Genomic DNA, 14878 nt, shown 5'->3' on the forward strand with positions numbered 1-14878 from the left:
CCCGCGCCTCACATTAGGGGGGTGGCCAGGGGTCCCCAATGACGCTCGTCCACTGGCCACCCATCTCGAAGTAATCGCGTTGACCAGGCATGATGCGCGGTCGGAGGGGGCCGCGCGCAGCGCGACGCAGCGCACGGCGATGGTCGGCATCGCCGTGCGCTGCGGGAAGACCTGCGTGGGGTTTACCGGCCCCTGCGCCGGGGCGTGCCCGTGCTCCTCCGGGCCGCGCGGCGCCGCTCACCGCGTGCCGCCGCCGCGTCGGTCGCCGCCGGTGCCGGTGCCCCGTCGGGGCTCGCCCCGGACAGCAGCTCGGCGAGCTGGGCGACCGTCGGCCGCTCGAACAGCCCGGCGGCGGCCAGTTCGACGCCGAACTCGGCCGACAGGCGGGCCACGACCGCGAGCCCGGTCAGCGAGGTCCCGCCGAGTTCGAAGAACGCGTCGTGGATGCCGACCGCCTCGATGCCGAGGAGGTCCTGCCACACCTCGGCGACCCGCCGCTCGGCGTCGCCGCGCGGGGCGACGAAGGCGGTGCGCAGCTCCGGCCGGGGGTGCCGGACGGCGCTGGAGGACCGCGGGGCCACGGCCGGTGCGGACGTCTCGGCGGCGAGGTCGGCGAGCGGCCTGGCGAGGGCGTACACCTGGGCCGGACCGGCGACGATCATCTGTGCGAGGGCGCCGGTCCCGAGGTCGTCGGGGATGCCGTGCGCCTCCCGCTGCGCCAGCATGTGCGCGAGGAGTTCGGGCTGGCCGGCGAAGACGGCCGTCTGCCAGCGGTCCCGCCGCCAGGGCCCCCAGCCGACGGACACGACCCGCCGAGCGACGCGCCCGCGCCCGTCCTCCGCCGCCGCGAACGCGTCGAGGAAGGCGTTGGCGGCGGCGTAGTCGGACTCCCCGAGCCCGCCGATCGCGCCGGCCACGGACGAGTACAGCACCAGCAGGTCCACCGGCTCGCCGCGCAGCGCCTCTGCAAGGGCCAGCGTCCCGGCCACCTTGGGCGCGAGCACCGCCTGGGCCTGCTCGCGCGTCTTGCTCTGCACGAGCCCGTTCCCGGGCGCGCCGGCCGCGTGGACGACGCCGTCGAGCGCCCCGAAGCGTTCGCGGACGGCGGTGAGGGCGGCGCCGATCGCGGCGGCGTCGGTGACGTCGGCGGTCAGGGGCAGCACCTCGGCGCCGAGGGCGCGCAGGCGGCGTATCTCGGCGACGACCCGCGCCGCGCGTCCCTCGGTCACCGTGTCCCACTCGGACTCGGGCGGCAGCGGGGCCCGTCCGACGAGGGCGAGGCGGGTGCCGAGGGGGGCGAGGCGGGCGGCGAGGGCGAGGCCGAGTTCGCCGGTGCCTCCGGTGATCGCGTACGCGCCGCCCGGTTTCCAGGCCGCCGTGTCGTCCACGTCGGGCAGGGTGACCGGCTCCAGCGTGCGCAGCCAGCGGTGTCCGCGCCGCCAGGCGGTGACGAGGCCGGGGTCGGCCGGGTCGGCGGAGCCTCGGGCGGTGAGCAACTCGCCGATCTCCCGGGCGAGTTCGGTGGCACCGGCCCGCTCGTCGAGGTCGGCGACCCGGATGCGGGCGGTCGGGTACTCGCTGAGCAGCGCCCGGCTCGCGCCGACGGGCAGCGCGGCGTGCGGGTCGATGTCCTCGCCGCCGAGGACGTCGACGGTTCCCCGGGTCACGACGAGCAGCCGGAGCGGTCGTCCGGGGAACACCTTGCCAGTGGCCTGTGCGAGGGCGAGCAGGGCGAAGAAGCCCTCCGTCCCCCCGGCGCCGAGGGCGTGCACGACGGGAACCGGCCCGCTGTCGTCCAGCCCCGCGTCCGCGAGGAGCCGCGCGAGCTGCTCGGGCTCCCCCGCGTCGGCCGTTCCCGGCGCCCCGGCTTCGGGCGCCCGGTACACCTGCCCGGGGTGGGCGAGCACGGCTCGGTGTCCGCCCGCCTCGACGGCTTCGCGTGCGGCGTCGGCGAGGGGCCCGGGGTCGGCGAGGACGAGGACGGTGCCGGCCGGGGCGGGCGGGGTCGCCGGGGCGGACAGTTCGCGGCGCCAGTTGGGGGCGAGGAGGTGCAGGTCGGCGCTCGACTGCGGGGCGCTCGTCTGGGGGGCGTTCTCCGGCTTGCGGGGCCAGTAGCGCGTGTGCTGGAAGGCGTAGGTCGGCAGCCGCAGCGTCCGGGCGTCCTCGTGGGCCGGGGTGAGGTCGACGGCGAGTCCGCTCTCCCACAGCCTGCCGATGACGGTCAGCCACGCTTCGACGGCGTCGGCGCCCTCGGGTACGGCGAGCAGCGGCACCTCGTCGGGGCGGTCGGTGACGGGACGGTCGGAGAAGGTGAGGAGCAGCCCCTCGGGGGCCTCGCTCAAGTCCCTGATCTCCGCGCGCCCTTGACGGCGTTCCGCCTTCGCCGACGGGTCCAGGGCGTCCGCGAGGTCGAGCGCCCCGGTGACGCAGGCGGCGGCCGGCGAGTCCGTCCCGGCCGCGAGCACGGTCCCGGGAAGGGCGATACCCCAGGCCTTGAGCAGCGCGAAGGTGGCCCACTCGACCGCGAACGCGTGATCCGCGGACTCCTCGAACGCCTCCCGGAACGCGGGGTGCGCGGCGGCGAGGGCGGCCACCGTCTCCGGGTCCGCGCCCGTGCCGGGCAGCACGAAGGTGTAGCGGGGCGATTCGGAGGCCATCGACCAGGCGCTGTCCGCGCGGAGTGCGGCGACCGCCGACGCCGTGTCACCGCACACCACTCCACGCCGGTACGACAGTTCGGCGCGCCCGATGTGCAACGTGTGGGCGACGTCGGCGAGTGCAAGGCCGGGGTGGGCTTCGAGGTGGTCGGCGAGGGCGCGGGCGGTGGCGCGGGCGCCGGCCTCGGTGGCGCCGGAGACGGTCAGCAACTGGCCGCCCTCGACACGGGGTTCGTCGGCCGTCTCCTGTTCCGGGACCGTCTCCAGGATCAGGTGCGCGTTGGTCCCGGACCAGCCGAAGGAGCTGACGCCGGCCCGCAGCTGTCCCTCGCCGAGCGCTTCACGGCCGTCGACCGGGCGTACCGGGCCGTCGAGGGTGACGGTGTCGTTGGGTGTCGACAGGTGCAGGTTGGGCGGGAGTTCACGGCCGCTGAGGGCCAGGGTGCTCTTGATCAGCCCGGCCATGCCGGCGGCGACGAGGAGGTGGCCGATGTTGCTCTTCACCGCCCCGACGCGCAGCGGCTGTTCGGCCTGGCGCTTGCCGAACACCTCCTTGAGGACGCCGAATTCGATGGCGTCGCCGAGCGCGGTGCCCGAGCCATGCGCCTCGACGAACGCGATGTCGTCGGGCGTGACCCCGGCGTCGGCCTGGCCGGCGCGGATGACGGCGAGCTGGGAGTGCCGGTTGGGGGCGGTGAGTCCGTTGCTGCGGCCGTCGGAGTTGGTGGCGGTGCCCCGGATGACGGCGTGCGGGCGCTGGCCCGCCGCTTCGGCGTCGGAGGCGCGGCGCAGCAGGACGACGCCGCCGCCCTCGCCGATGACGTACCCGTCGGCGGAGGCGTCGAAGGTCTTGGTGCGGCCGTCGGGGGCGAGCATGCTCATCTTGCACGCCTGGACGAAGAACTCGGGGCCGACGACCTCGCTGGCGGCGCCGACGACGGCGTAGTCGCACTCGCCGGAGCGCAGGGCGCGCACGGCGAGGTGGGTGGCGACGAGCGCGGAGGAGCAGGCGGTGTCGATGGTCATCGTCGGCCCGCGCCAGTCCATCTGGTAGGCGATGCGTCCGGCGGCGGCGCTGACGGAGGTGCCGAGGCCGAAGTTGGGGTCGTCGAAGCAGCCGGGGCCCTCGATGGCGACCTGGCGGACGTCGTACTGGGAGTCGGTGAGGCCGAGGAAGACCCCGGTACGGCTGCCGCGCAGCGCGTCGGGCGAGATCCCGGCATTTTCGACGGCTTCCCAGACCAACTCCATGAGGAGCCGGTGCTGCGGGTCGAGGCGCAGGGCTTCGCGGGGGGTGTAGCCGAAGAAGCCCGCGTCCCAGCCGGAGATGGTGTCGAGGAAGGCGCCCTGCTGGGTGTACGCCTTGCCGGGGGTGCCGGGGACCGGGTCGTAGAAGTCGGCGGCGTCCCAGCGGTCGGCGGGGACCTCGGCGACCGGGTCGGTGGCGGAGACGAGGTGCTCCCAGAACCGGTCGGGTGTGGTGGAGCCGCCGGGGAAACGGCAGCTCATGCCGAGGATCGCGACGGGTTCGTCGGCGCGGCCCGCGTACGCCGGGGCGGCCGTGAACTCCTCCGCGGTGCCGAGGAGTTCGTCGAGGAGGTGGCGGGCGAGGGCCCGCGGGGTGGGCTGGTCGAAGACGACCGTCACGGGCAGGTCGACGCCGGTCGCCTCGCACAGCGCGCCCCGGATCTCGACGGCGTTCATCGACGTGATGCCGAGGTCGGTGAAGGAGCGGCGGGCGGAGACGGCGCTGCCGTCGGCGTGGCCGAGGACGGTGGCGACCTGGTCGGCGACGAGCCGCAGCAGGAAGCCCTCGCGGTCGCTCTCCGGCAGCTCCGCGACCGTGCGGGCGAGCCGGGACTGCGCCTGGGGGGACGGCGTCGGTGCCACGAGCGCGCCGACGGCGGCGGGGCGGGGGATCAGGTCGAAGTAGGTGCTGGGCCTGGCGGCCGTGTACAGCGGCAGGAAGCGGTCCCATGCGACGGACGCGACGGTCAGCGCGGGCTCGCCCGAGCCGACGGCGCGGCCGAGGACTCCGAGGGCCGTGCGCGGGCGCATCAGGTGCAGTCCCGGCCGCTGGTCCCACTGGTCGGCGACGCCGTCGGTCGCGGCCATCCCGGCGCCCGCCCAGGGGCCCCAGGCGAGGGAGGTGGCGGGCAGTCCGAGGGTGTGCCGGTGCCGGGCGAGCGCGTCGAGGACGGCGTTGGCGGCGGCGTAGTTGCCCTGGCCGGGTGAGCCGAGGGTGGCGGCCGAGGAGGAGAACAGGACGAACGCGTCGAGGTCGAGGTCCCGGGTGAGTTCGTGCAGGTGCAGGGCGGCGTCGGCCTTGGGCGCGAGGACCGTCGCGAACCGCTGCGGGGTCAGGCCGGCCAGCATCCCGTCGTCGAGGACGCCCGCCGCGTGCACGATCGCCGTCGGCGGGTGCGCCGCGATGACGGCGGCGAGCTGCTGACGGTCGGAGACGTCGCAGGCCAGGACAGTGACTCCGTCGAGCTCGGCGGCACCGGGAGCGTCGGGACCCCGGCGGGAGAGGAGGACGACGTCGTCGGCGCCGTTCGCGGTGAGCCACTGGGCGAGGTGCGTGCCGAGGCCGCCGGTGCCGCCGGTGACGAGGACCGTGCCGCGCGGCTGCCAGGGCTCCTGGTCGGGCGCGGCGGCGGTGGAGGGGGCGAGGCGGCGGCCGTAGGCGGCGGCGCCGCGTACGGCGATCTGGTCCTCGGTGCCGTGTCCGGCGAGGACGGCGGTGACCGCTTCGGGGGTGGGTTCGGCGGGGAGGTCGATCACTCCGCCCCAGACGGTGGGGAGTTCGAGGGCGGCGACGCGGCCGAGGGCCCAGACGGGGGCCTGGAGAAGGGCGTCGGCGGGTTCGTCGTCGGTGACGGCGACCGCGCCGAGGGTCGCGCACCACAGGCGGGTGCCGGTGGCGGCCTGGAGGAGGGCGAGGGTGCCGGCCAGGCCGGGGGTGAGGGTGGGCCGGTCCCGGTCGGCCGGGGTGTCGGCGAGGGCGAGGAGGGAGAGGATGCCGCCGCCGGTGTCGTGGCCGGTGAGGTCGGGGGCCTCGGGGGTGACGGTGACCGTGGGGAGGATCTCCGCGAGGGCACGGGCCCAGGGGTGGTCCTCATACCCTTCCGGGACGACCAGCAGCGGGCGGTTCACCTCGCCGCCTGCGTCGAGCGGTTCCCAGCGTTCCTCGTGGCACCAGCCCGAGCCGCCCGGAGGCACCGGGTCGGCGAGCCAGTACTCCTCGCGCTGGAAGGCGTACGTCGGCAGGCCGAGGGCGGCGGGGGCCGGGTCGGCGGCGCGCTCCCAGGCGACGGGCACGCCGTGGCCGTACAGGCGGGCGGCGGCCGACAGGAGGGCGGTCGCCTCGTCCTGGGTGGGGCGGCCCTGGCGGACGGGGCCGAGGGCGGAGGTGACGAGGGCGTGCGTGTCGGTGACGGTGAGGCTCGCGTGGGTGGCGAGGGAGGCGTCGGCGCCGAGTTCGAGGTACGCGGTCGCGCCCTGTTCCTCCAGGGCGCGGACGGCGTCGGCGAACAGGACGGGGCGGCGGACCTGTTCGGTCCAGTAGCCGGGGTCGGTCCACTGCCCGGGTTCGACGGGGCGGCCGGTGAGGGTGGAGACGGCCGCGAGGCGGGGCTCGGCGAAGGAGACCGACTCCAGAGCCGTGCGGTAGGCGTCGAGCATGCCGTCCATGTGGGCGCTGTGGAAGGCGTGCGAGACGCGCAGCGCGGTCGCCCTGAGGCCGGCGTCCACGGCGCGCTGCCGGACGGTGGCGACCCGGTCGGCGTCGCCCGAGACCACCGTGGCCTGCGGGCTGTTGACGGCGGCGATCTCCACGCCGGGCTGGTCGGCCGCGAGTTTCTCGGCGCCCGCCCGGTCGGTGCCGAGGGCGGCCATGGCGCCGCCGCGCGGGAGGTCGCTCATCAGGCGGGCCCGGGCGGCGACGACCTTGCAGGCGTCCGGCAGCGACCAGACGCCCGCGACGTAGGCGGCGGTCAGCTCGCCGATGGAGTGTCCGGCGACCGCGTCCACGCTCACGCCGAGGTCGGTGACCAGGGCGTACAGGGCGGCTTCAAGGGCGAACAGGGCGGGCTGCGCGAACCCGGTGTCGGCGAGGCGTTCGGCGTCGTCGCCGAGGACGACGTCCCGCACGGAGTGGCCGAGTTCGGCCTCCAGCGCGGTGCAGGCCTCGTCGAAGGTCTCGGCGAACACCGGGAAGCGGTCGTGGAGTTCGGCGCCCATGCGCAGGCGCTGGCCGCCCTGGCCGCCGAAGAGGACGGCCGTGAGGGGGCCGGAGATGAGTTCGGTGCCGGCCACGACCCCTGGGGCGGTCTCCCCTTCGGCGAGGGTTTTCAGCGCGGTGAGGAGGGTGTCGTGGTCGGCGCCGATGACGACCGCGCGGGTGTCGAGGTGGGCGCGGGTGGTGGCGAGAGCCCTGGCGACGGAGGCCGGGGAGGGGGCGGGGGCGGCGGCCAGGTGGTCGTGGATGCGCAGGGCTTGGGCGCGCAGGGCGGCCGGGGTGGTGGCGGACAGGGGCCAGGCGGTGGTGCGGGAGACGGCCGGCTGTCCCTCTGCGGTGGTCTGCGGCGCCGCCTTCGGTGCCTCTTCCAGGATCAGGTGGGCGTTGGTGCCGCTGAGGCCGAACGCCGAGATGCCCGCGCGGCGCGGCCGGTGGCTCTCGGGCCAGGGGACGGACCCGGTGAGGACCTCGACCTCCCCGGCGGACCAGTCGACGTGGCTCGTCGGCGCGCTGACGTGCAGGGTGCGCGGGAGGCGGCCGTGGCGCAGGGCCATCATCATCTTGATGACGCCGGCCGCGCCCGCCGCGCCCTGGGTGTGCCCGATGTTGGACTTGACGGAGCCGACGTACAGCGGCTCCTGGCGGTCCTGTCCGTACGCGGCGAGCAGCGCCTCCGCCTCGATGGGGTCGCCGAGGGGTGTGCCGGTGCCGTGGGCCTCGACGGCGTCGACGTCGGCCGGGCCGAGGCGGGCGTTGCGCAGGGCGGCGCGGATGACCCGCTGCTGGGAGGGGCCGTTGGGGGCGGTGAGCCCGTTGGAGGCGCCGTCGGCGTTGACGGCCGTCCCCCGGATGACCGCCAGCACCGGGTGCCCTGCCGCCAGCGCGTCGGAGAGCCGCTCGACGAGCAGGAGTCCGGCGCCCTCGGACCAGCCGACCCCGTCGGCGTCGTCCGAGAAGGCGCGGCACCGTCCGTCGGGCGACAGGCCCCGGACGGCGGAGAACTCGACGAACAGCTCGGGCTTGCTGAGCACGGTCACCCCGCCCGCGAGCGCGAGGGAGCACTCCCCGGCCCGCAGCGCCTGCACGGCGAGGTGCAGGGCGACGAGGGAGGAGGAGCAGGCGGTGTCGAGGCTGACCGTGGGTCCTTCGAGGCCGAAGGTGTAGGCGATGCGGCCGGACAGGACGCTGTTGGTCGTCCCGGTCATCAGGCTGCCGACGAGGGTGGTCGCCTTGCGGCCGTGGGCGTAGTTCTGGCTGATGGCGCCGACCCAGACCCCGGTGTCGCTGCCGCGCAGCGAGGTCGGGTCGATGCCGGCCCGTTCGAACGCCTCCCAGGCCACTTCGAGGGCGATGCGCTGCTGGGGCTCCATGGCGAGGGCCTCGCGCGGGGAGATCCCGAACAGCCCGGCGTCGAACGCGGGCGCGTCGTACAGGAAGTTGGCCTGTTCGGTGGCGCACTTGACGGGGTTCTCGGGGCTGGTGTCGAAGAGCTGTTCCAGGTCCCAGCCCCGGTTCTCGGGGAACGGGCCGAGGGTTTCCCCGCCGCCTTCGAGGAGCTGCCAGAGGTCCTCGGGAGAGCCGACACCACCGGGGAAGCGGCAACCTACACCGACGACGGCGATGGGCTCGTGGCCGCGGTCCTGGAGCCTGCGCAGTTCCTTGCGGGTCTCGCGCAGGTCGACGGTGGCCCGCTTCAGGTAGTCGAGGTACTGCTCTTCGGTGGTCATCGTGGGGGGGCTCTCCTAATGCTCCGAGCGGGTGGCTCACGCGGTGCCGAGTTCGTTGTCCAGCAGGGCGAACAGGTCTTCCGCGCTGGCCTCGCTGACGTCCGCGTGGGTGTCGTCGTCGGCGCGGGCGGCCGTCCATGCGGCGAGGAGCTGCCGCAGTGCCGGTTCGACGTCCGCGAACGCGGCGTCGGTGGGGTCCGCCTGGGCGAGCTGTTCGTGGAGCCTGGCGATGCCGTCCCGCAGGGGAGCCGCCGGGTCGCGGACCTCGGCGGGGCCGGTGGTGAGGGCGTCGGCGCCGAACAGGTCAGTGAGGAGCTGGTCGGCGATGGCTTGAGGGGTGGGGTGGTCGAAGACGAGGGTCGCGGGGAGTCTGAGCCGGGTGGCGGCGGCGAGCTGGTTGCGCAGTTCGACCCCGGTGAGGGAGTCGAGACCCAGTTCCGTGAACGGCTGTCCGGGCCGGATACGGCGGGCGTCCGCGTGTCCGAGGACCCGGGCCAGCAGCGACACCACCATGTCGAGGACCTTGCGCTGCCGGTCGGCGGGCGCCGCCGCCTTGATCTCCTCCAGCCACGCCCCGCCGGCCGCCTCCTTCGCTCCCCCGGCCTGCCGGCGCACCGTGCGCCGCACGAGCCCCCGCAGCAGCGGGGCCAGCGCGTCGCCGGCGGCTTCGAGGCGCCCGGTGTCGAGGGCGAGCGGCGTGACGGCGGGCACGGCGGACCTGAGGGCGGTGTCGAAGAGGGCGAGCCCCCGTTCGGGGGTGAGGGGGACGACGCCCCCGCGGGCGAGCCTCAGCAGATCCTGCTCGGACAGTTCGGCGCCCATCCCGGTGCCGGCCCACAGCCCCCACGCCATCGCGGTGCCCGGCAGCCCGGCCCGCCCCCGTTCGGCGGCGAGCGTGTCCAGCACGGCGTTCGCGGCGGCGTAGTTGGCCTGCCCCGGCGCCCCGAGGACCCCGGCCGCCGACGAGAACAGCACGAAGGCGGCGAGGTCGTGACGGAGTGTCAGGTCGTGGAGGATCCGGGCCGCGTCCGCCTTGGGGGCGAGGACCGCGTCGAGGCGCTGCGGGGTCAGGTCGGTGACGAGTCCGTCGTCCACAACACCCGCCGCGTGGATCACCGCCGTCAGATCGGGCACCGAGGCGACCAGTTCCCGTACCTGTTCCGGGTCACCGGCGTCGCAGGCGACGACGGTGACCTCCGCGTCCAGTTCGCGCAGTTCGTCGGCGCCGGGGGCGTCGGGGCCGCGTCGGGACGTGAGCAGCAGGCGTCTCACGCCGTGCGCGGCGACGAGGTGTTCGGCGACCGCGCGTCCCACGCCGCCGGTACCGCCGGTGATCAGGACCATGCCCTCGGGGCCGAGGGGGCGGGGGACGGTGAGGACGACCTTGCCGATGTGGCGGGCCTGGCTCATGTGCCGCATGGCCTCGGGGGCGCGGCGCACGTCCCAGCAGGTGACGGGGAGCGGCTTGAGGGCGTCCGTCTCGAACAGGGCGGACAGTTCGGCGAAAATCTCCCGCATCCGCTCGGGCCCGGCCTCCACCAGGTCGAAGGCGCGGTACGTGATGTCCTCGGGCTCCCGCAGGTCCGTCTTCCCCATCTCGACGAACCGTCCGCCGGGCGCGAGGAGCCGGAAGGAGGCGTCGGTGAACTCCCCGGCGAGGGAGTTGAGGACGACGTCGACCTGGGGGAAGCGCTCCTCGAACTCCGTGTCGCGGGAGGAGCCGATGTGGTCGGCGTCGAGGGGCAGGACGTGCTGTTTGGCGGGGCTCGCGGTGGCGTACACCTCGGCGCCGAGGTGCTGGGCGAGCTGGACGGCCGCCATGCCGACGCCGCCGGCCGCCGAATGGATGAGGACCTTGTCTCCGGGCTTCAGCTCGCCGAGGTCGAACAGGCCGTACCAGGCGGTGAGGAAGGTGACCGGGACGGACGCGGCCTGCGCGAACGTCCAGTGGTCGGGGAAGCGGCTCCAGGTGCGGTGGTCGGCGACGGTCTCGGGGGCGAAGGTGCCGGTGGACAGGCCCGTCACCCGGTCGCCGACGGTGAACCCCGTGACGTCCGGCCCGAGTTCGGTCACCACACCGGCCCCCTCCATGCCGAGCGGCAGCGGCTCCCCGGGGTACATGCCGAGGACGGTGAGGACGTCCCGGAAATTCACTCCGGCCGCGCGCACGGAGACACGGATCTCACCGGGGGCGAGCGCCGTCTCCTGCTCGACGGGCCGGGGGACGACCGAGTCGACGCGGCCCCGCCCGTCGTCCAGGAGCCGCCAGAAGCCCTCGGGCAGCGGGGCGAGCGCGGGCGCGGGGACGGTCGTCAGGCGGGGGGCCCAGACGGTTCCGTCGCGGACGGCGGTCTGCGGCTCGCCGGTCGCGAGGGCCCGGCCGATGCCGTCGCCGTCGCCGTCGTTGTCGACGAGCAGCACCCGGCCGGTGTGTTCGGACTGGGCGGAGCGGACGAGGCCCCAGACGGCCGCGGCGGCGGGGTCGACGGGGCGGTCGGCGGCGCCGATGGCCACGGCGTGCCGGGTGGCGATGGCGAGCCGGGTGCCGGTGAGGCGGTCGTCGGCGAGGAACGCCTGGAGGAGGGCGAGGGCGGTGTGGACGGCTTCGTGGACGGCGTGGGTGTCGTCGGGGCCGGTCTCGTGGGCGGGCAGGCGCCACACCACGGTCCCCGTCCCGTCCGGCACCCCGGCGAGCGCCGCCGGTCCGTCCAGCGCGGCCCACTCGGTCTCGTCCGTGCCGCCCGCGACGGTCGTCCACTCGACGGTGTACAGCGGGTCGTCCCGCAGCGCGGCCTCGGCCCGCCGCGCGGCGGACGCGTCCCCGAAGCGGTTGATCACCGCGTCGAAGACGCGCATCCCCGACTCGTCGGCGAGGCTCAGCCGCAGCCCGGAGTCGTCCTTGCGGACGGTCAGCCGCGCCTCGCTCGCCCCGGCGGCGTGCAGGCGCACCTCGCTCCAGCCGACGGCGACGCTGTCGGCCGGGGCGAGTCCGGCGAGCCGGGCCGCCGTGAGGGCGCCGTCGAGGAGCGCGGGGTGCAGGCCGTAGCGGGTGGCGTCGCGGACGTGGGCCGGGGGCAGCGCGAGGTGCGCGTGGGCGGCGTCGCCGTCGAGCCGCAGGGAGCGCAGGGCGCCTTCGGCGGGGACCTCCAGTTCCTCCCCCGCCTCGGGGGCGCCGGGTGTCGCGGGCGGCGTCTCGTGGCGGGTGGCGAGGACGGCGGTGGCGTGGCAGGTCCAGTCGGTGCCGCCGTCGGGGCGCGCGTGGACGGTGACCCGGGCGGTGCCGTCCTCGCCGGGCGCGGTCAGGACGACGCGGAGGTGGACGTCCGTGCCGGGCGGGACGACGAGGGGGGCGACGGCGTCGAGGCTGACGAGGGTGTCGTACCCGGCCTCGTCGCCGGCCCGCACGACGAGGTCGGCGAGGGCGGCGGCCGGGACGGCGGGGTGGTCGGCCAGCCAGGGCTGGGCGCCGCGCGAGAGGCGGCCGGTGAGGACGGTGCCGGCGCCGTCGGGCAGGTCGACGCAGGCGCCGAGCACGGCGTGGTCGGTCGCGCCGAGCCCGAGCCCGCGCACGTCCACACTCCCGCCGCTGCCGCTCATCCAGTACCGCTCCCGCTGGAACGGGTACGTCGGCAGCTCCACCCGGCGGGCCCCCTCGAACAGCGGCGTCCAGTCGACGGGCACGCCGTGGCAGTACAGCTCGGCGAGCGCGCCCAGCAGACTCACCGGCTCCTGCCGGTCCTTGCGCAGTGCCGGGGTCGCGCACACCGGGTCGGTGAGCGTCAGGCCGAGCTGCGAGGTCAGGGTGGAGTCGGCGCCGAGTTCCAGGACGGCGGTGACGCCCTGGTCGGCCAGGGTGGCGACGTTGTCCGCGAACAGGACGGCGTGCCGGAGGTGCTCGACCCAGTACGCGGGGTCGGTCCAGCGGTCGGCGAGCCCGCCCGTGACGTTGCAGAGACCGGTCACCTCGGGCTCGTTGAACTCGGCTTGGACGAGGACGGCACGGAACTCTTCGAGCACCGGCTCCATGCGGGCGCTGTGGAAGGCGTGGGAGACCTTGAGGCGGGTCGCCTTCCAGCCGCGCTCCTTGGCCTTGCCGACGACCGCGAGGACGGCGGCTTCGTCACCGGAGACGACCACCGAGGTGGGCGCGTTGACGACGCCGATGGCGACGCCGTCGGTCAACAGCTCCTCCACCTGGGCGCGTTGAGCCGCGATGGACGCCATGGCACCGCCCTCGGGCAGCCCGTCCATCAGGCGGGCGCGGGCCGCGACGATCCGGCACGCGTCCTCCAGCGACCAGACACCGGCCGCGTAGGCGGCGGCGAACTCACCGAGCGAGTGCCCGCCGACGACGTCCGCCTTGATGCCGAACGACGACACAAGCTCGAACAGCGCGACCTCCAGCGCGAACAGCGCGGGCTGGGCGACCCCCGTACGGTCCAGGTCCTCCGGTTCGCGCGGCAGGCCGAGGAGTTCCGTCACCCGGTCGTGCGCCTTGGCGAAGACGGGGAACCGGTCGTACAACTCCGTGCCCATTCCGGGACGTTGGGAGCCCTGCCCGCCGAACAGGAACGCGAGGCGGGCGGGTCCGGCGGTGTTGGTGACGGTTCTGGCGTCGGGGAGGCCGTCCGCGAGGGCGCCGAGGGAGCGCAGGGCGCTCTCGCGGTCGTCGGCGAGGACGACTCCTCGGAAGTCGAGGTGGGCGCGGGTCGTCACGAGGGAGTGGGCGAGGTCGGGGAGGGGCGCGTCGAGGCGCTCGCGCAGGGCGGCGGCGCGGGCGTGGAGCGCGGCCTCGGACTTGGCGGTGAGGACGAGCGGGACGGGGCCGCCGGCCCAGGGCGCCTCCTGCGCGGGCTCGTCCTCGGGCGCCGACTCCAGGACGATGTGCACGTTCGTCCCGCTGATCCCGAACGACGACACCCCGATGCGGCGGGCCCGCTCGACGCGCGGCCAGGGCGTGGCCTCGGAGACCAGCTCCACGGCGCCGGCGTCCCAGTCGACGTGGCTGGAGGGCTCGGTGATGTTGAGGGATGCGGGCACGAGGGAGTGCCGCAGGGACATGACGGCCTTGATGACGCTGGCCCCGCCCGCCGCGCCCTGCGAGTGCCCGATGTTCGACTTGATGGACCCGAGGAGCAGCGGCCTCTCGGCGGTGTGCCCCTGGCCGTAGGTCGCGATGACGGCCTGGGCCTCGATGGGGTCGCCGAGCGCGGTGCCGGTGCCGTGCGCCTCGACGACGTCCACGTCGGCCGTGGACAGCCCGGCGTCCGCCAACGCGGCCCGGATGACGCGCTGTTGGGAGGGGCCGTTGGGGGCGGTGAGCCCGTTGGAGGCGCCGTCGGAGTTGACGGCCGAGCCCCTGATTACCGCGAGGACGCGGTGGCCGTTGCGGCGGGCGTCGGAGAGCCGCTCGATCAGGAAGAGACCGGCGCCCTCGGACCAGCCGGTGCCGTCGGCGTCATCCGAGAAAGACTTGCAGCGGCCGTCCTTGGCGAGGCCGCGCTGGCGGGAGAACTCCAGGAAGATGCCGGGCCCGGTCATGACGGTGACGCCGCCCGCGAGGGCCATGGCGCACTCCCCCGCCCGCAGGGCGCGCACGGCCTGGTGGAGGGCGACGAGCGCGGAGGAGCAGGCGGTGTCGACGGAGGCGACCGGCCCTTCGAGGCCGAAGAAGTAGGCGAGGCGCCCGGAGGCGACGCTGCACGTGTTGCCGGTGAGGAGGAAGCCCTCGACGTCGTCCCGTTCGCCCCGGCGGTGGCCGTAGTCGGAGGACGGGATGCCGACGAACAGTCCGGTGCGGCTGCCGCGCAGCGTGGCCGGGTCGATGCCGGCGTGTTCGAAGGTCTCCCAGGCGGTCTCCAGGAGCACCCGCTGCTGGGGGTCCATGGCGAGGGCCTCGCGCGGGGAGATCCCGAAGAACGCGGGGTCGAAGTCGGTGGCGCCCTCGATGAACCCCCCGGTCCTGGCGTAGCACTTGCCGTTCGCGGTGGGGTCGTCGTCGAAGAGGTTCTCCAGGTCCCAGCCACGGTCGTCGGGGAACTCCCCCACCGCGTCGCGGCCTTCGGCGACCAGGTCCCACAGAGTGTCCGGGGAGACGATCCCCCCGGGGTAGCGGCAGCCCATGCCGACGATCGCTATGGGCTCGCCGTCGCGTGCTTCCCGCTGTTCGAGGCGCTGCCGGGTCTCGTGCAGTTCGGTCGTGACCTGCTTGAGAAGCCGGAGCATCTTGTCTTGTTCCACCATCGGGACCTCAC

General features: G+C 75.2%; 2 protein-coding genes. Both read right to left on the reverse strand.

The window, feature by feature from the left end:
• Window positions 1-182: 182 nt before the first annotated feature.
• Window positions 183-8624, reverse strand: a complete 8442-nt coding sequence (locus tag ACZ4MF_RS34805) for an SDR family NAD(P)-dependent oxidoreductase (protein ID WP_467496437.1) — start codon at window positions 8622-8624, stop codon at window positions 183-185.
• Window positions 8625-8660: 36 nt separating this feature from the next.
• The gene (locus ACZ4MF_RS34810; protein WP_467496439.1) at window positions 8661-14867 is read right to left on the reverse strand and encodes a type I polyketide synthase; all 6207 of its coding nucleotides are present in this window, start codon (window positions 14865-14867) and stop codon (window positions 8661-8663) included.
• Window positions 14868-14878: the final 11 nt, after the last annotated feature.

The sequence above is a fragment of the Streptomyces sp. NPDC025793 genome (assembly GCF_055558375.1).